This is a genomic window from Nocardioides acrostichi (assembly GCF_015319165.1).
In the GTDB taxonomy this organism is placed as follows: domain Bacteria; phylum Actinomycetota; class Actinomycetes; order Propionibacteriales; family Nocardioidaceae; genus Nocardioides; species Nocardioides acrostichi.
The window spans coordinates 908,095-926,127 of record NZ_JADIVZ010000001.1 but is presented as its reverse complement, the minus strand read 5'-3'; the positions used below and the strand labels follow the sequence as shown (position 1 = coordinate 926,127).

The window sequence follows — 18,033 nt, the reverse complement described above, 5'->3', positions numbered from 1 at the left end:
GTCGGGCAGCGAGACAGCGCCCACCACCGCAGGTCGAGCAGCGAGACAGCGCGCAGCGCTGACGAGCGTCGTCGAGACCTCGCGAGGTCAGAGGAGACGCCCCCACGAACACTCACCCGGTCTCGACGACGCTCGCTGGCGCTCGCTGCGGTTCCTGAGCCGCCGAGGTACCAGGCGCGTCGAAGGGCGACCACCGAGGTGGTCAGTCCGGGTAGCCGAGGGGGTTCTCGGACTGCCAGCGCCACACGTCGGCGCACATGTCGTCGATGGTGCGGGAGGCGCGCCAGCCGAGCTCCTCGTGGGCGCGGGTGGGGTCGGCCCAGAAGGCGGGCAGGTCGCCGGCGCGGCGTCCGACCACCTCGTAGGGCAGCTCGCGGCCGACGGCGCGCTCGAAGGCGTGGAAGAGGTCGAGCACCGAGGTGCCGGTGCCCGTGCCGAGGTTGAACGCACGCACCGGCTCGGCCATGTCGTCGAGGTGCTCCAGCGCAGCCACGTGCCCGGCGGCGAGGTCGAGCACGTGGATGTAGTCGCGCTCGCAGGTGCCGTCGGCCGTGGGGTAGTCGTCACCGAACACGTTGAGCTTCTCGCGACGCCCCACCGCCACCTGGGCGATGAACGGCATCAGGTTGTTGGGGATGCCCTGCGGGTCCTCGCCGATCTGGCCCGAGGGGTGGGCGCCCACCGGGTTGAAGTAGCGCAGCAGCGCCACCCTCTGGCCCGGGGTGGCGAGGGCGACGTCGGTCATGACCTGCTCGATCATCACCTTGGTGCGCCCGTAGGGGCTGCTGGCCGACAGGTGCGCGAACCCCTCCTCGTAGGGCACGGGGGCGTGCTCGCCGTAGACGGTGGCCGAGGAGGAGAAGACCAGCCGGCGCACGTCGTGGCGGCGCATGGCCTCCAGCAGCGCGAAGGAGGAGTCGAGGTTGTTGCGGTAGTACTCCAGCGGCTTCTCGACGCTCTCCCCCACCGCCTTGAAACCGGCGAAGTGGATGACGGCGTCGATCTCCTCGATCCCGAAGAGGTGCGCGGTCTTGTCGACGTCGGTCAGGTCGAAGGCGTGCACGGGGATGTGCTGGCCCGACAGCGCCTCGAGCCGGGCGACGACGGTGGGCTTGGCGTTGGAGAAGTCGTCGACGACCACCACGTCGTGGCCCGCCTCGATGAGGGCCAGGACGGTGTGGGATCCGATGTAGCCGGCACCGCCGGAGACCAGGACGCGCATGCGCACGACCGTAGCGTGCGCGGCTCCCCGGGCCGGAAACGATGAGTCCTGACGTGTCGCGCGGTCTGCACCCGCATGACCCTCACCTCCGACCGTCCCGGCGCCGGGACCGGCATCCAGCCCTGCCTGTGGTTCGACGACCAGCTCGAGGAGGCGGCGCACTTCTACGCCGCCATCTTCCCGAACTCCTCGGTCGGCCACCTCTCCCGCTACTCCGAGGCCGGGCCCGGCGAGCCCGGAACGGTCATGGCCGGCGAGTTCACCCTCGACGGCCTGACCTTCAAGGCGATCAACGGCGGGCCCATGTTCTCGTTCACCGAGGCGGTCTCGTTCTCGGTCTCGTGCGCCGACCAGGCCGAGGTCGACCACTACTGGACGTCGCTGCTCGAGGGCGGCGGGCAGGAGTCCATGTGCGGCTGGCTCAAGGACCGCTTCGGGCTCTCCTGGCAGATCGTCCCGACCCGCCTCTACGAGCTGATGAGCGACCCCGACCCGGCCCGCGCGAGCGCCGCCGCCCAGGCCATGCTCGGCATGCAGCGCATCGTCGTCGCCGACCTCGAGGCGGCCGTCGCCGCCGTGTAGGCCCGCTCGGGGCACTCGTCCGGGCCTCCAGGCGCGGCCTCGGCCGTGACACGCTGGCGCCGTGCCCGAGGCATCACCCGACGTCGCCGACCATGACGTGCTGCGCACCCTGCGCACCCACTGGGACGTCGACGTCGACGCGGTGGAGCGGCTCCCGCTCGGCGGGCGGAGCCTGCACTGGCGCGCCGACGAGCGGGGAGCCCCGCAGCTGTTCGTCACGGCGCGAGCGCTCGGAGGCACCGACCAGGAGGTGGTCGGGGGGCTGGAGGCGCTTGAGGCCGCGCAGGCCGGGGCGGGGCACCTGGCCTTCGCCGTCGACGGGGTCGTCGCCGGCCTCCCGCGCGCCACCGGCGGCTACGTCGCCGGCCTGCGGGGACCGGCGTCCGGCTTCGGCGTCACCGCGGCGCCCTGGGTCTGGGGCGAGCCGGTCGAGGATCCGCCGCGCGACCGCACCGAGGTCGAGGCGCTGACCCGCCTGCTGATGCGCCTGCACCGCGCCGCGCCCCCGCCGAGCGTCCGCCACTGGCGGCCCCGCACCCGCACCCAGCTGCCCGACGAGGCGTGGACCGAGCGGTACCTGGACCTCGCCGAGAGGGCCCGAGCGCGCCCGCTCGTACCCACGCACGGCGCCCCGCACGCGGCTCACCGGATGCGCGCGCCCACCGGCCGGCTGCTGCTGACCGGCTGGTCCGGGCTGCTACTCGCCCCGGTCGAGCGCGACCTGCGGCACCTGGTGCGGGCCGGGGCGGAGCACCTCGTCGACGTCGACGCAGGCCTGCTCGAGCTCTTCGACCTCGAGGCGCACCTCGACCCGGAGTGACGAGCGACACGTCGGCGGCGGGGTCGTGATGGCCCTAGCCTGGATGGCGGTCCGTGGACTCCGTCAGGGAGCCGCGAGATGGAAGAAGGAGCTCGACGATGAGCCAGAACCCCGCATCCGGCACCCCCGAGGAGACTGCGCCCTACGGCAGCGGCTCCGCGACGCCCTCGCCCGAGGCGAGCAGCCCCGTACGTCGTGTGCGCACCCACCACCTGCGTGAGATGAAGGAGCGCGGGGAGAAGATCACGATGCTGACGGCGTACGACATGTACACCGCGGCGACCTTCGACGAGGCCGGCATCGACCTGCTGCTGGTGGGCGACTCGGCGTCGAACAACGTGCTCGGCAACGAGACCTCCCTGCCGATCACGGTCGACGAACTGCTCCCCCTGACGCGTGCGGTCTCGCGGTCGACCCGGCGCGCGATGGTCGTCGGCGACCTGCCCTTCGGCAGCTACCAGGCCTCGCCCGAGCAGGGCTACTGCACCGCCGTGCGGTTCATGAAGGAGGCGGGCGCGCACTGCGTGAAGCTCGAGGGCGGTGCCGAGATGGCGCCGGTCATCGAGAAGCTGGTGGCAGGCGGCATCCCGGTCATCGCGCACATCGGCTTCACCCCGCAGTCCGAGCACGTACTCGGCGGCTACCGGGTGCAGGGTCGCGGCGACGCCGCCGACCGGATGCGCACCGACGCCAAGGCGGTCGAGGCCGCGGGAGCCTTCGCGGTGGTCATGGAGATGGTGCCGGGCGACGTGGCCGGCGAGATCAGCCGCGAGCTGGTCATCCCGACGATCGGCATCGGCGCCGGCAACCAGTGCGACGGCCAGGTGCTGGTGTGGCAGGACGCCTTCGGCCTGCGCACCGGCAAGATGGCGCGCTTCGTCAAGCAGTACGCCGACGTGCACCAGGTGCTGCTGGACGGCGCCCGCGCCTACGCCGACGACGTCAAGGCCGGCACCTTCCCGGGGCCGGACCACACCTTCTGACGAGGCCGCGACCTCGGCCCGCGACGTACCGTGTCGAGATGCACCTGCCCCGACGCGCCCGCCAGGTCAGCCTCGGCACCGGCCTGACCCTCGCTCTCGCTCTCGGTACGACCGTCGCCTGCAACGCCGAGGACGCCGGCCGGGATCCGGCGCCCTCGGGGCCCTCGGCGTCCTCGTCGGCGTCTGTCAGCGGCCAGGAGACCGAGCCCGCGAACACGGCCAGCCCCGAGACCGACGCGCGCGGCGTCCCGGACCTGAAGGTGACGACGATCGCCGAGGGGCTCGACCACCCGTGGGACGCCGCGCCGATCGGCAACGGTGCCCTGCTCTTCACCCAGCGTGAGAGGGCGACGCTCTCGGTGCTCACGAAGGGGGGCACCGTGCGCACGGTCGACTTCCCGAGCGAGAACGTGTGGGTCTCGGGCGAGACCGGGCTCATGGGCCTGGCGGTCGATCCGAACTTCGCGAAGAACCGCCGCTTCTACACCTGCCAGGGCGCCACCACGAGCACTGGTCACGACGTGCGGGTCAAGGCGTGGAAGCTCTCGGACGACGGCACGAAGGCGCTGCGGCGCGGCACCCTGGTGGCCGGGTTCCCGACGTCGTCCGGTCGGCACGGCGGCTGTCGGCTCCTGGTCGCCGACGACGGCGCCCTGCACGTCGGCACCGGCGATGCGGCCATCGGCACCAACCCCGAGAACCTGCGCTCCCTCGGCGGCAAGACGCTGCGGCTGAACCGCTTCACCGGCAAGCCGTGGCCCGGCAACCCGTTCGCCAAGGCGACGAACCAACGCAAGCGGTACGTCTACACCTACGGCCACCGCAACGTGCAGGGTCTCGCGCAGCGCAACGACGGCACGGTGTGGAACGTGGAGCACGGCAGCTACCGCGACGACGAGGTGAACAAGCTCGTCAAGGGCGGCGACTACGGCTGGAACCCGGTGTCGTCGAACGGCAGCACGACCTACGACGAGTCGGTGCCGATGACCGACTTCTCCCTGCCAGGCCGCCAGGTCGGCGCCCGGTGGCGTTCGGGCGACCCGACCGTCGCCCCCAGCGGCGGCACCTTCGTGTACGGCAAGAAGTGGGGCGGGCTGCGCGGCACCATGGCAGTCGGGGTGCTCAAGGACACCGAGGTGCTGTTCTTGCGCTTCGACTCTCGCGGGCGACTCAAGGGTGTCAAGGCGCCGCAGAGCCTCAAGCAGTACGGACGGATCCGCCAGGTCGTGCAGATCCCAGGCAACGACGTCGTGCTGCTCACCGACAACGGCGACGGCAACGACGTGATCCTGCGGGTCTCACCCCGGTAACAAAGCGCCCCATATTCCTGAGGATGGCCTGAGAGAGAGTTAAGGTGCCGCGACGACGCCTCGGGAGCCGCCCGGGTCGGCCACGCTCTGGGGACTCTCGTGCGCTCTGCTCTGTTCGCCCTGCTCACCGCCAGCACCCTCGCGCTCGGCGTGACGTCGCCGTCCCTCGCCGCCGAGGGTGACCCGACGGCCACCGTGACCTTCCCCGACATCACCACGCTGAACCCGGACACCACCGACTACGTGGTGCAGGTCGAGGTCGACGGCTACGACACGGTCCAGGCGCGGTGGCCCTCGCACTACGCAGAACCCCAGACCCTCGACGCGCACGGCGGCACCACCATCGAGTTCCCGCGGGACGGCTCCGGCCCGGTCCTGGTCTACGGGTGCATCGCGAGCGCTTGCGATGAGATCGGGGTTGGCCCCGAGGTGACCGTCCATCGCACGCTGGGGCTCTGGCCGCCCTCCCGGACGCTGCGCAGCCCGTCCCAAGCGACCGCCCTCCACCTGCAGATCTCCTGGCGGCTGCCGGAGGGCACCGTGGGTGAGGCGAGCTGGAGCATCGTACCGGCCGCCACGCCCGAGGCTGCGGCGCTCACCGAGGGGTCCGGCACGGTCGACCTCCAGGCCGACTGGCTCGGCGAGGTGAGCGTGCCCGTCGACCTCAGCGACCTTCCCGAGGGCGACTACCTGGCCCGGGTCGACGTCACGGCCGACGTCGACGGCTACGGCCCCCTGGCGAGCGCCGTCGAGGCACCGATCGTGGTCGACGACACGCCGCCGTCCATCACCGCCGTGCGCCTCTACGAGGACCACGTCTACCCCGAGCGCGACTACTACCTCGACTTCGCCTCGTTCTCCGCGACCTGGTCGGGCGAGACCGAACGCGCCTACGAGGTGCTCGACGGCGACGGGACGGTGGTGGCCGGCGACACCTTCGTGCACGACCGCGCCAAGTGGTACCCCCGCACCAAGTACCCGAACCGCATCGACGCCGGCGTCTACACCCTGCGGCTCGTCGCCACTGACGAGGCCGGCAACACGGCGAGGGTGGTCGCCGGCCAGGTGCGCGTGACGCCGAAGAAGCGGCTGCGCCAGGTGGTCACCGTTCGTCAGATGTCGGCCAAGAAGGTGCTCGGCGGAACCCACGTGGACAGGTGCTCCCAGCTGCGCAGCCCGTCGACCCACGGCGGCGCCGGATCCCTCGGATTCGCCTCCCTGACCCGGTGCCGGACGGCGAGCCAGTCGGTGGTGGCGGCCGGGTTCGGCGCCTACCTCCCCGACAGCTTCACCCCGACCCAGAAGACGCGCCGCTCCCGGTACTCGGGGCTGCAGATCTCGCTCCTCGGAGGCCCTGCTCGCGACGCGGGCCGTGACCCCTACCTCGTCATGGCCTACACCGACCTGCACGACCGCCTCCTCGGAAAGCGCACGTTCTACGAGGGTTACGGGCGTCACGACCTCGACAAGCTGGCGCGCGGCATCACCCGCGTCGTGCGCCACGACCGCCGCAGCGACCGCTACTACGTGTGGTGGCAGGCCGGGCTGGCCGCCGGCAGCCGCTACGACCTCCAGAAGTTCCGGATCCAGGTCAAGCGCTGGGTGCTGCGCTGATGTCCTCCACCCGCACCTCGGCCGCGGGCCTCACGGCCGTGATGCTCGCCAGAGTGGCGCTCGCCAGGGCGGTGCCCGCCACGCTGCTGCTCCTCGCGGCGCTCGTCGGCGTCGCCCCGCCGCCCGCCGGCGCGGACGACGCCGCGCCGGCCCGGGCCACCAGCGTCACCTTCCCGCCGGTCGTCGCCCTCAACCCGACGACGACGCCCTACGCCGTCCAGGTCGACACCGACGAGTACGACACCGTCTCCGCGCGTTGGGGCTCGCAGTGGGCGAGCGACCAACCTCTCGACCCGCACGGCTCGACCGAGGTCGACCTCTCCCCCGAGGGCGACGCCTCGGTGTATGTCGTCGGCTGCCTCGCCGAGAGCTGCACCACGATCGCCACCTCGCCGGTGCTCCACGTGCACAGCTCGCTCGACGTCCAGGCGTGGGCGCCGTCGTACGTGCGGCCGCGACCAGTCTCCCTCGGCCTCCGCTCCTCGTGGATCCCGCCTCCCGGCGAGGGCACGGCCACCTGGCAGCTGACCGCGCCCGGCGCCGACACCCCCGTGCTCCACGGCACCTCCGACTTCGTCGTCCCGGACCGGGCCGACTACGGCTTCCCGCTGGTCGTCGACCTGGCCGGTGCGCCCGAGGGCTCCTTCACCCTGGCGGCGCACCTCGACTACGAGGCCGAGCGCTTCGGCCCGCTCCCCGACGACGTCACCGTCGAGGTGGAGGTGGACGACACCTCGCCCACCTTCCTCCGAGCGGATCTGTCGGGCGATGTCGTCTACCCGGCGGATGACGACTACCTCGACTTCGTGCGCGTCCACGCCCGCACCGACGAGTCCGCTGCTGTGAGGCTCGAGGTGCTCGATCACGACGGGACCGTCGTGCACGTCGCCAACATCCACCAGGGCAGTGACCGCTGGGTGCCGCCGCACCGCGGAGCCCACCCGCTGGTGGGGGACTTCGAGGTGCGCCTCGTCGCCACGGACCCGGCCGGAAACCGGACCGAGCGGGATCTCGGCCCGATGCACGTCGGCACCGAACGCCTGCAGCGCGTCGAGTGGGAGCGCACCGTGCGAGCAGGCTCGGTGATGGGTGGCACGGCGGTCGGGCGGTGCTCCACCTTGAAGCGCCCCTCGAGCCACGGCGGTGCCGGCTCACTGGGGTTCGTGACACTGACGCGTTGCTCGGACCGCTCCCAGGGCCACATCGCGGCCGCGTTCGGCGCCGCCCTGCCGGCCGGCTTCACGCCCACCAAGCACACGCGCAACGACCGCTATCGCGGCCTGCGCATCACCGTCGTCGGCGGCGCCGCCCGCGGTACGAGGTCGGCTGCACTGGACCTGGCCTTTCAGGACCGCCGTCACCGGCTGGCGCGCCCGGCTCGGCTCGACGGCACGTGGGGCGAGCACCCTGGAGACACCGTCCGGTCCCCCAACCACGACCTCGTGAGCCTCGACTCCGCGACCGGCCGACACCACGTCGTCTGGCAGCTCGACGCACCCGCCGGGACACGCTACGACGTCTCGAAGTTCCGCATCCGCGTGCTGCGCTGGGCGCTGAGGTGAGACTGGGCCCCGTTCACCAACCCAGCGCGGAGACGCCTGCCAGGATCACCACGAACCACATGACGCCACAGGCGAGCGGAACCCACACGACCCGAGCGGGGTGCGGCTCCCACCAGCGGATGGCCGCCACGAGAGCGGCGCCCCACCCGAGGAACAGCAGGGTCTGCGCCCACCACGGGGTGAACGGGCCGCTGGCGGCGACGAGGAAGAACACCGCGGCCATGCCGATGAGGCCGACGAACGGCCACGGGGAGATGCCGTCTTGGCGGTAGCGCGGACGGCGGTGGATCTGCACGGGCGGCGCTTAGTCGTCGCCTGCCTCTGACCCGGCGTCCCACTCGCGGTCGGACTCCTCCCACGCCTCGTTGCGCGCCTGGGCGGTCTCCAGCGCCCGCTCGGCCTCGCCGTGCGTCTTGTACGGGCCGAGGCGGTGCTTGATCTTGCACAGATCCTCCCCGGACTCCACGCGGTGGTGCTTCACGCAGTACCAGAACTCATCGGGTGATCCGTCGGCCATGCCTCGACCGTACCGCCAGCCACGAGTGCGCCCGGTCGAAGACCCGAGCAGGCTTGAGAACCGGACCACGACCCGGCACGTGAGACCTGCATCACGCCGCCACGGCGACAGTTCGTCAACAACCGGTGAACACACCCCCGCGGACCTGGCATCACCGACCCGTGTCGATAGGGTCCGACGCATGACGGGGATGTTCGAGGGTTACGAATCGGATGGTCCCGCCTTCGACGAGATGTTCGACGGCAACCGTCTGCGTCCGACCTACGAGGGGCTCAACTCATCGCTGGCGTCGATGACCAAAGCCGACCTCACCGGCCGGGTGGAGGCGCTGCAGTCCGCCTACCTCGACCAGGGCGTGACCTTCGACATCGGTGGCGAGGAGCGAGCCTTCCCGCTCGACATCCTCCCGCGCGTGATCGAGATGGACACCTGGTCCGGTATCGAGCGCGGCGTGCAACAACGCGTCAAGGCGCTCGAGGCCTTCCTCGCCGACGTCTACGACGCCGGCAAGGTCTTCGACGACGGCGTCATCCCCCGGCGGGTCATCACGACCTCCTCGCACTACCACCGCGCCGCGGCCGGCATCCGGCCCGCGAACGGCGTACGCGTGCACGTGTCGGGCATCGACTTGATCCGCGACAACGCCGGTGAGTTCCGGGTGCTCGAGGACAACTGCCGGGTGCCGTCCGGGGTCTCGTACGTGATGACCAACCGCCGCGCCATCTCGGCCGCGCTGCCCGAGGCGATCCGCCAGCACCGCATCCGGCCCGTCGCCAGCTACCCGCAGCGGCTCCTGGAGGCCCTGCGCGCCGCCGCGCCGGCCGGCGTCGCCGACCCGACCGTCGTGGTGCTCACCCCTGGTGTCTACAACGGCGCCTACTTCGAGCACGCCCTGCTCGCCCGCACCATGGGCGTCGAGTTGGTCGAGGGGCGCGACCTGGAGTGCAATCGCGGCCGGGTGATGATGCGCACCACCAAGGGCCTCGAGCCGGTGCACGTGATCTACCGCCGCATCGACGACGACTTCCTCGACCCGGTGCACTTCCGCCCCGACTCCGTGCTGGGCTGCCCCGGTCTCATCGACGCCGCTCGCGCCGGCAACGTCACGCTGGCCAACGCCGTGGGCAACGGTGTCGCCGACGACAAGCTCGTCTACACCTACCTGCCCGACCTGATCCGCTACTACCTCGACGAGGAGCCGATGCTCCGCAACGTCGACACCTGGCGGTGCGGCGACGCCGACGCCCGCGAGGAGGTGCTCGACCGGCTCGACGAGCTCGTGCTCAAGCCGGTCGACGGCTCGGGTGGCAAGGGCATCGTCATCGGGCCCCGCGCCGACGCCGCCGAGCTCGACGAGCTGCGCGCCAAGGTGCTGGCCGACCCGCGCGCGTGGATCGCCCAGCCCGTGGTGCAGTTGTCCACGGTGCCCACCTACATCGACGACGAGCTGGGTCCGCGCCACGTCGACCTGCGACCGTTCGCCGTCAACGACGGCAACCGCGTGTGGGTGCTGCCGGGCGGCCTGACCCGCGTCGCGCTCGCCAAGGGCGAGCTCATCGTGAACTCCTCACGCGGTGGCGGCTCGAAGGACACTTGGGTGCTGGCCGGCCCCAGCGCCGCGAGACAGTCCCAGCAGATGCAGCGCCAACAGCAGATGCAGGCCGGAGCCCAGATCGAGGCGCTGCACGAGCTGGCCGACGAGCACGGCTTCGACCTGCTCGAGGAGGGGGACGACGCATGCTGAGCCGGATCGCCGAGTCGATGTTCTGGATCGGCCGCTACGTCGAGCGTGCGGAGGACACCGCGCGCATCCTCGACGTGCAGACCCAGCTCATCCTCGAGGACGCCACCATCGACGCCGACGCGACATGTCGCGCGCTGCTGTCGATCATGGGCATAGAGGACGCCTACGAGCCCGACTTCGAGGTGGGGCTCGACCTGGTGCTCGACCGTCTCTGCTACAACCCCGACCACTCCTCGTCCATCGCGGCCAGCCTCGCGGCAGCCCGGGAGTCGGCGCGCCGGGCACGCGAGACGCTCTCGGTGACGATGTGGGAGGCCATCAACACCACCTATCGGGCTATCCCGTCGGGCCAGTTCGCGGCGCTGCGCTCACCCGTGGTGTTCAACTGGGCACGCGAGCGAGCGGCGCTCATCAACGGCACCGCCGACGCCACGATGGTGCGCGACGAGGGCTGGCACTTCCTGGTGCTCGGCCGTTGCGTCGAGCGCGCCGACATGACCTCGCGCCTTATCGCCTCCTCGGCGCTGGCCTCGGGCAGCGACTCCGGCTGGACCAGCACCCTGCGAGCCTGCGGCGCCCACGAGGCCTTCCTGCGCACCTACCGCGGCCTGGAGACCGAGCGGCGCTCGGCCGAGTTCTTGCTGCTCGACCGGCTCTTCCCCCGATCGGTCGTGTTCTCGCTCAACCGGGCCGAGCAGTGCCTGATCAATCTCGAGGCGGCCGGGGCACGGGCCGGCTTCCAGAACGAGGCCGAGCGGCTGCTCGGTCGCATGCGCGCCGAGTTGGAGTACCGCTCGCTCTCCGAGCTGGTCGCCGACCTGCCCACGGAGATGGAGCGTCTCCAGCGCACCTGCGCGATGGCCACGGACGCCGTGACCCGCCGCTACTTCTCCGGCGCCGAAGCCAAGACCTGGACAGAGGTGAGCCACTGATGCAGTTGCGGATCAGCCACACCACCACCGTCGGCTACGACGAGAAGGCCACGGCTGGCCTGCACCAGGCCAGGCTGACCCCGGTCACCACACCGGGCCAGATCGTCGTGCACTCACGCGTCGAGATCACCCCGCAACCATGGATCTCGGAGTACCGCGACTACTTCGGCTCCCTGGTCACCGCGTTCGAGATCAGTGACCCGCACGACGCACTCGTGGTCGAGGCGACCTGCACGGTGCAGACCGGCCGCAGTCCCTCGGAGGAGGCCACGCTCTCCTGGGAGCAGATGGCCGAGCGCGAGGTCGCCGACCGCTGGACCGAGTTCCTCATGCTCCCACCGCGGGTCCAGCCGCCGGAAGAGCTGGTGGAGCGGGCCGAAGCGATCAAGGCCGAGGGCGGACTGCCTGGCGAGATCGCGCGTCGAGTGTGTGGCGTCGTCCACGAGCAGGTCTCGACCACCTGCCGGGCTCCGATACTGGCCCAGGCGGCCGACGCGTGGGCCGCTGGCTCCGGCACCTGCCAAGACGTCGCCCACCTGGCCATCGGTGCCCTGCGCACCCTCGGCATCCCGGCGCGCTACGTCTCCGGTTACTCCCACCCCGACGCCGATCCGCAGATCGGCACCACCGTGCGGGCCGACGAGCACGGCTGGATCGAGTGGTGGGACGACGCGTGGCACGGCTACGACCCCGCCCGGCTCTGCGAGATCGGCGACACCTACGTGTCGGTGGCCAAGGGTCGCGACCACGACGACGCCACTCCGCTGGCGGGCATCGTGGCCAACGCCGAGCCGGGCTCCTACGAAGTCGTCGTCGAGATCACGCGCATCGACTGAGTCCGTCGCGCCCTACACTGGTCGGTGGACGGGCTGGCCGGGCGACCGCGCCACACCGGGCTCACGCCGGGTGTGTCGAGGAAGGTCCGGGCTCCGCAGGGCAAGGTGGTGGGTAACGCCCACCCGGGGCAACCCGCGGGACAGTGCCACAGAGAGCAGACCGCCACATCGGTTCGCCGATGCGGTCAGGGTGAAAGGGCGGTGTAAGAGACCACCAGCGGCCGGGGCGACCCGGCCGGCTCGGCAAACCCCACCTGGAGCAAGGCCAAGAAGCCACCGAGAGGTGGTGCGCGCACGTTCGAGGGCTGCTCGCCCGAGTGCGCGGGTAGGCCGCTCGAGCCCATCGGCAACGGTGGGCCTAGATGGATGGTCGCCCTTGCTGCCGGCTACGTGCAGCGAGACAGAACCCGGCCTATTGGCCAGCCCGTCCCACCTCAGCCCCCTGACCTCCACAAACGCGGGCCAGGGGGTGGCATCTTGCGCAGAACTGGGGGGTGTGCCCCTCCCCCACGAAGGGGTCGGCGCCAGCGCCCGCGCGTTCCGTCGGGGAAGCGGTTTCTCAACCGAGGTCACCCAGCGACGACGCCGCCCAGCAGAACGACGCTGCCCACTGCAATGAAGGCCCGTGGCGAAGCCGCGAAAGAGTCGGGCCCGCCCCATGTATCGGATGGGTTGCGGACGCTGGCCGGTGGCTCGCTCGCGCCGGTCGCGATCGCGAGATGCGCCGACCTGCGCGGCGATGAGGAAACAGATGCCCACCAGGTTGAGCAGAGATCCGATCGTGCTGGCTGCATACCACGACGTGATGGGTTCCTATCAGGGCGGGAGCCGGAGCCGTAGGCGTCGACGTGCGCCCTGCCGGCGACGTGCTCGAACCGTCGACACGCCTCGCCGTGTCTCGATCACGCGGCCCGGCAGCACCATGCTGGTCAACGGCACGCTCCGCTCAGTTTCGCAGTCTGAACCTGATGGTGGATCGGGTGCCGGGTGGGCCGGTGCGGTGTATCTCGTAGGCCCAGCCGGGGTCGTGGACCATCCGGTGGTGCCGCCAGCACAACAACCGGCCGTCGGCGAGGTCGGTGGGCCCTCCTTGTGACCAGGGGGTGTCGTGGTGCGCCTGGCAGCGATGGGCAGGCGTGTCGCACCCCTCGGCGGTGCAGTGCCGGTCCCGGACGGCGAGGACCAGGCGTTGGCCCTTGGAGTAGAGCCGCTGCCCACGACCCAGGTCCAGCGGCACCCCGTCACCATCGAGGACCACCGGGACCAGATTCGCTCCACACGCCAACCTGCGCGCGGTGGCCGCGGAGAGCCGGTCGCCGGTGTCAAGCACGGCCTCGGTCAAGCCACCGCGCAACGCATCGAGGGTCATCGTCACCACCACGGTCGCGCCGAGGCCGCCGGTGGTGGGCAGATCCCGCTCGGTGAGCGTTTCGAGGAGCTCGCAGAGTGCTTCACCGTTCTGCTGCGGCGTGGTCAGGTTCGCCTTCGGTTCATGGCCCTCGCTGTTCCAGTGGCCGGGGGCGAGGATCGCATCCAACGCCTTGCGCAGCATCGCACCGTGCAGGACGGGTAGCTGGAAGCGTCCGAACACGGTCCCGTGCCCGTCATCGCTCATCGTCAACCGAGCCCGTTGGGCAGCTTGTTCTTCCTCGGCCTCGAGCCTCTTCGCGGCCTCGCGCTCGCCGCGTTCGGGGTCGACGACCTCCAACAGATGCCGACCCATCACCCGCAGATCCCGGGCATCGTGGAGGGCTGCTTGTTCGACGAGGAAGCGTTCGGCCTTCTCGACCAGATCAGCATCGAGGTCGTCGGGGAGGTCGTCGAGGGCGCCCGCGATCACGGGTGCCTGCTCCCGGTTCACCACTCCGTCGGCGAACGCGGCCCGGAGTACCTCGTAGCGTTCGAGGGCGTGGGCCAGCCACACCCGCCGCCGCGCCTCGGCACGGGTCAACCGGGCGGTGCCGGCGAGCCAGGCCGAGGTCTGAACGGCGCCGGTGGTGTCCGCCACGACGACCTCGCCCGCGTGCGCCAGCACCCGGTGCTCGAGCTCGACCAGGCGTGACTCCAACGCCGTCAACACGCTCAACGCCCCCGCCGTCGTGGCCTGGTCCAGCCCCAACAGCGACAGCGACTCGGCGTCGTCCAAGGCAGCATCGAGTTGCTCGACTACCCGACCGATCGGGTGATCGAGTGGCTCGGCCACCAGAGAACTCATGTGGATCAGTCAAGCCGGCACCACCGACAACCAGCCCCCGAAAACCGCCCATCCGGCGGCCTCACCGAAGACCGTGACCCAACCGTGACCTCGCTCCACGCCGGCCCCGAAACTCGTGGCAGGTCACGTGAAAACTCGTGGCAGGTCAGGTGAAAACTGGTGACGGGTCAGCGACGAGCGCGGTCGCACCCACGGCCGAATGGCCCGATTTGACCAGTCTGGACCACCCTCCCTCGTCACCTAACTCACACTCCCCCGGGCCGTTTGGACTCCTAGACGAGGTGCTTTCGCACAACTCGTCACGGGAGGGGAAGCGTGTGCAGCACTCTTCCTGACACGACGACTCCGCTTGACGAAGCGCTGACGAAAGAAGAGCCAGAGTGAACAAGACCCTGACCCGGGCCGTGGCGGTCTCCGCCGTGTGCGCCGCCGGGCTCGCCGGAACCCTCGCGAGCGGTCCGACCGCTTCGGCCGACGGCGCCGACGCCAAGGGCGCCGCATCGGAGTTGACCGACTTCGGCATGAAGGCCGTCGCCTTCGGCACCAAGGTCAACATCGGCGGTGTCGAGCTCAAGACCGTGAAGGACGCCAAGCTGATCCAGGCCTGCACGCGCACGGCCGGCAAGCAGCGGACCTCCTACGGCCTCGGCTCCACGAGCCTGCCGATCCCCAACGACCTCATCAACGTCTCGGCGTCGAAGTCCGACACCCAGACCTACACCGACGGCGCCATCACCGGCGTGCGCGGCATCAACACCATCGCCCACGTGAAGCTCAACCTCACGCCCGACGGCCTGCCGCAGATCGTCTCGCTGCCCACCATCTCGCTGGACGGGCTCACCACGACGGCGGACTCGTTCTACGACAAGTCCACGGACACCTACGGCGCCGACCCCAGCTTCACCTTCGGCGGCCTGACCATCGACCTGCCCGACGACACCACCTCCGACGAGGTCGGCAGCACCCTCCAGACGCTGTTCGACATCATCGGCGTGCAGCCCAGCGACATCACCGAGCCCGTCACGGCGACCGTGAACCAGCTGCTCGAGGCGCTGACCGACGTCGGCGTCATCCAGATCCCCGGCCTGGGCACCATCGCGCTCGGCAAGACGTTCACCAAGCACCCGAAGGGCAGCAACTTCGCCTCCTCCGGCGCGAACGCGCTCCAGATCGTCGTCGACACCACGCCCGACGAGCCCAACGACGAGACCCTGCTCAAGCTCGGCTACGCGTCGTCCCGCATCTCCAAGCCGGTCCGCTCGGGCGTTTTCCGCTCGACCGTGATGGGTCTGGACTTCAACGCCGGCGTGCTCTCGGACGACGTGTCCCTGCTGCACATGGGCGGCATCGGCACCGAGTCGATCCCGTGCGAGGGCACCGGCGGCGACGTCGTCACCAAGAAGCTCGGCACCCGCAGCATCCCGCTCGGAGTGACCTCCGAAGGCGCCGACCTGGGTGTGGCCAAGCTGACCGGCCTGACCTACTCCTACATGGGCAAGCAGCTCAAGAACGGCCGAGCCAAGTCCATGGTCAAGAGCCGCCTCGGCGCCCTCGAGATCCCGGCTCTCGGCCTCAAGATCACCGGGGCCACCTCGAAGCTCGACCTCGTCAAGCCCGGCAAGAACGTGAAGCGTCAGCGGGTGCGCGGCACCAACACACCGATCTTCCGGGTCGCCGACATCACCCACAACGGCGAGTCGATCATCCCGGCCGGGGGGCTGAAGATCGGTGAGACGATCAGCTTCGTCGACGACCTCACGGGCCAGGAGAACTTCATCACCTTCGGCCAGGTGCGCCGCCGCACCTACTACGGCGCCGACCTCTCCGCGATCAAGGTCGACATCCCCGGTGTCGCCAACCTCAAGGTCGGTTGGGCCGAGTCCGCGATCTACCCCCGCTGACCCCGGCGGAGACCTGATCGCACCTCTCTCCTCGCTCCACCACTGGCCCCGTCCGGCATCCGCCGGGCGGGGTCGGTGGCGTCCCGAGGGCGTCAGCAGCCGCGCGGAAGGGTGGCGTCGCTGCGTGCGGCATGTCCGAGCCGGCGCGCCTGCGCGACGTTCGGACGCACGATGCTGGCCGCGCCGGCCGTGCCGATGGAGCCGGTCACGACGCAGGTCGTGATCTTGGCCGGGTCCACGGCCGCCACGGCGCGCGCCAGGCGGAACAGCGCCGCCGGGCCCAGCGCGGTCGAGGTGTGCTGGAGCACCGAGAAGACACCGCGGTCGATGAACCCTGGTTCCGCGGCGCGCTGCGCGACCCTGGCCTGGATCCCGCGCAGCACCCGTTGCTGGTTGGCCGATCGGTCGAAGTCACCGCGGGGCAGGTCGTGGCGGATCCGGGAGAACGCCATCGCGGCATAGCCGTCGAGGCTGATGCGTCCGGCCCGAAAACCCTTCGGCTTCAGGGCGGAGTCGGAGAAGGGGCGTGGGTTCACGACCGTGATGCCACCGATGTCGTCGATCATGTCCTCGAAGAACGGGAATCGGGTCACGAACACGAAGTCCGGCCGAATGCCCACCAGGTTGCCGACCGTCCGTGCGAGCAACTGCGGGCCACCGAACACCATCGAGGCGTTGATCTTGTCGTAACCGTGGCCCGGGATGTCCACGAAGGAGTCCCGCGGGACTCCGATGGCTGCCGCCGCGCCGGTGCGGGTGTCGATACCGACGAGCTGGAGCGCGTCGCCACGGGTGCGCGTCATCAGCTGCCCTGGTCGCGCGTCGGAGCCCACCGCGAGAATCCACACCACGTGCGGGTCGACGTCCAACCCGCGTGCCTGCCTCACCGCCACCAGCGTCGCCTGCTCCGGGTGCACCTGCGAGGTCGGCACCACCAGCGCGATCAGGGCCAGCACCACGCCGAGCACGACCGTGCGCACCGACCGTCTCATCGTCGTCCCTTCCTCGAGTCGTTCCCCTGCGCTTTCTTGTGGGCCTTCTCCGGGGTGCTCTGATGTCGCGGCATCGGCTGCTGGGTCACGTCGAAGCCGAACACCTTCCACCCCTTCGAGAGCGTGAGGAACAGCTGGCCCTGCACCCGGATGCGCTGCTCGAGTCCACCCGTGGTCTGTAGGTCCATCCGCACCCGCGCCGTCGCACTGCGCGGACGGCCGCCGACGGCCAGCACGTCGACCGCCACCCGGCGCCGCAGCGCGTGGAGACCGTCGATGCGAGAGCCGATGCGCCGCGCGGTCATCACGTCTCGCTGGGCGAAGGCCTGGTCCCGCGCTCCGGGCGTGAATCCGGGGAAGGAGCTCCGGAAGCGCCGATGCGGGTAGTCCACACCGACGAACGACGCCTCCCACCAGCGGTCCACCACCGCTGCCACCCGGCCGGCGACCTGCTCGCGCTGCTGCCGCTTCAGCAGACCGGTGACCTGCCCCACCACGACATGGGTACGGACGTCGCGGTGCGTCGCCTGCGTGCCGGCGTCCTGGTGTCCGCGGCCGGCGGGACCGGCGTCCTCGTCGCTCGAGCACCCGCCGGCGACTCCCATGAGCAGCACGGTCACGACCACGACCAGGGCGCGCCCCACGCGCAGCCGCAGCTCGGTTCCGGCTCCCTCTCGAGGGCTTGGCAGCATCGGTGTCCTCCCATCGGACGAGACGTTCGTGACACCCTGCCCGATGGGTGGCGATCCCCCGTGTATTTGAGGCCGCGGGGCACTAGCCTTGGGCTGTCGAAAAACACCAAC

At 70.7% G+C, this 18,033-nt stretch carries 16 protein-coding genes and 1 other RNA gene; 11 read left to right on the top strand and 6 right to left on the bottom strand.

The annotated features are described in order from the left end of the window. Positions 1–202: 202 nt before the first annotated feature. Positions 203–1,222, bottom strand: a complete 1,020-nt coding sequence (gene galE / locus ISG29_RS04385) for a UDP-glucose 4-epimerase GalE (protein ID WP_194502082.1) — start codon at positions 1,220–1,222, stop codon at positions 203–205. Positions 1,223–1,297: 75 nt separating this feature from the next. On the opposite strand from galE, the gene ISG29_RS04380 reads away from it, so the two are divergent. The 6 genes from ISG29_RS04380 to ISG29_RS04355 all read left to right on the top strand — a co-directional run bounded on the left by ISG29_RS04380 (position 1,298) and on the right by ISG29_RS04355 (position 8,093). Next, positions 1,298–1,804 (top strand): VOC family protein, encoded by a 507-nt coding sequence (locus ISG29_RS04380; RefSeq protein ID WP_194502081.1) that lies wholly within the window; start codon positions 1,298–1,300, stop codon positions 1,802–1,804. 61 nt (positions 1,805–1,865) lie between these two features. Further along, positions 1,866–2,624 (top strand): hypothetical protein, encoded by a 759-nt coding sequence (locus ISG29_RS04375; protein ID WP_194502080.1) that lies wholly within the window; start codon positions 1,866–1,868, stop codon positions 2,622–2,624. 98 nt (positions 2,625–2,722) lie between these two features. Next, a complete protein-coding gene (panB, locus tag ISG29_RS04370; RefSeq protein WP_194502079.1) occupies positions 2,723–3,607 on the top strand; it encodes a 3-methyl-2-oxobutanoate hydroxymethyltransferase in 885 nt (294 codons plus the stop codon). Positions 3,608–3,645: 38 nt separating this feature from the next. Further along, entirely contained in the window at positions 3,646–4,917 is a 1,272-nt protein-coding gene (locus ISG29_RS04365) for a PQQ-dependent sugar dehydrogenase (RefSeq protein WP_194502078.1), read from the top strand. Between the two features lie 99 nt (positions 4,918–5,016). After that, a complete protein-coding gene (locus tag ISG29_RS04360) occupies positions 5,017–6,531 on the top strand; it encodes a hypothetical protein (protein ID WP_194502077.1) in 1,515 nt (504 codons plus the stop codon). Then, positions 6,531–8,093, top strand: a complete 1,563-nt coding sequence (locus ISG29_RS04355) for a hypothetical protein (protein WP_194502076.1) — start codon at positions 6,531–6,533, stop codon at positions 8,091–8,093. Before ISG29_RS04360 ends, ISG29_RS04355 begins: the two co-directional genes overlap by 1 nt. A gap of 13 nt (positions 8,094–8,106) precedes the next feature. On the opposite strand, the gene ISG29_RS04350 is transcribed toward ISG29_RS04355, so the two are convergent. Continuing rightward, positions 8,107–8,388, bottom strand: a complete 282-nt coding sequence (locus ISG29_RS04350) for a hypothetical protein (protein WP_194502075.1) — start codon at positions 8,386–8,388, stop codon at positions 8,107–8,109. A 9-nt stretch (positions 8,389–8,397) separates the two neighbouring features. Then, positions 8,398–8,610, bottom strand: coding sequence for a hypothetical protein (locus tag ISG29_RS04345; RefSeq protein ID WP_194502074.1), 213 nt, complete (start codon positions 8,608–8,610; stop codon positions 8,398–8,400). 181 nt (positions 8,611–8,791) lie between these two features. On the opposite strand from ISG29_RS04345, the gene ISG29_RS04340 reads away from it, so the two are divergent. The 4 genes from ISG29_RS04340 (at position 8,792) to rnpB (ending at position 12,553) form a co-directional block, all read left to right on the top strand. Further along, positions 8,792–10,354 carry a circularly permuted type 2 ATP-grasp protein gene (locus ISG29_RS04340; protein ID WP_194502073.1) on the top strand — a complete coding sequence of 521 codons (1,563 nt, stop codon included), beginning with the start codon at positions 8,792–8,794 and terminating at the stop codon, positions 10,352–10,354. After that, the gene (locus ISG29_RS04335) at positions 10,348–11,286 is read left to right on the top strand and encodes an alpha-E domain-containing protein (RefSeq protein WP_194502072.1); all 939 of its coding nucleotides are present in this window, start codon (positions 10,348–10,350) and stop codon (positions 11,284–11,286) included. Before ISG29_RS04340 ends, ISG29_RS04335 begins: the two co-directional genes overlap by 7 nt. Next, positions 11,286–12,122, top strand: coding sequence for a transglutaminase family protein (locus tag ISG29_RS04330; RefSeq protein ID WP_194502071.1), 837 nt, complete (start codon positions 11,286–11,288; stop codon positions 12,120–12,122). Before ISG29_RS04335 ends, ISG29_RS04330 begins: the two co-directional genes overlap by 1 nt. Before the next feature lie 29 nt (positions 12,123–12,151). Beyond that, positions 12,152–12,553, top strand: an RNA gene (gene rnpB, locus ISG29_RS04325) — RNase P RNA component class A. A gap of 515 nt (positions 12,554–13,068) precedes the next feature. Here rnpB and ISG29_RS04320 read toward each other — a convergent pair. Next, positions 13,069–14,337, bottom strand: a complete 1,269-nt coding sequence (locus tag ISG29_RS04320; RefSeq protein WP_194502070.1) for an HNH endonuclease signature motif containing protein — start codon at positions 14,335–14,337, stop codon at positions 13,069–13,071. A 380-nt stretch (positions 14,338–14,717) separates the two neighbouring features. On the opposite strand from ISG29_RS04320, the gene ISG29_RS04315 reads away from it, so the two are divergent. Next, positions 14,718–16,238 carry a hypothetical protein gene (locus ISG29_RS04315; RefSeq protein ID WP_194502069.1) on the top strand — a complete coding sequence of 507 codons (1,521 nt, stop codon included), beginning with the start codon at positions 14,718–14,720 and terminating at the stop codon, positions 16,236–16,238. 92 nt (positions 16,239–16,330) lie between these two features. On the opposite strand, the gene ISG29_RS04310 is transcribed toward ISG29_RS04315, so the two are convergent. Together ISG29_RS04310 and ISG29_RS04305 are read right to left on the bottom strand one after the other, a co-directional pair. After that, positions 16,331–17,230 (bottom strand): LCP family protein, encoded by a 900-nt coding sequence (locus ISG29_RS04310; RefSeq protein WP_194502068.1) that lies wholly within the window; start codon positions 17,228–17,230, stop codon positions 16,331–16,333. Further along, entirely contained in the window at positions 17,227–17,922 is a 696-nt protein-coding gene (locus ISG29_RS04305) for a hypothetical protein (protein ID WP_194502067.1), read from the bottom strand. Before ISG29_RS04305 ends, ISG29_RS04310 begins: the two co-directional genes overlap by 4 nt. Positions 17,923–18,033: the final 111 nt, after the last annotated feature.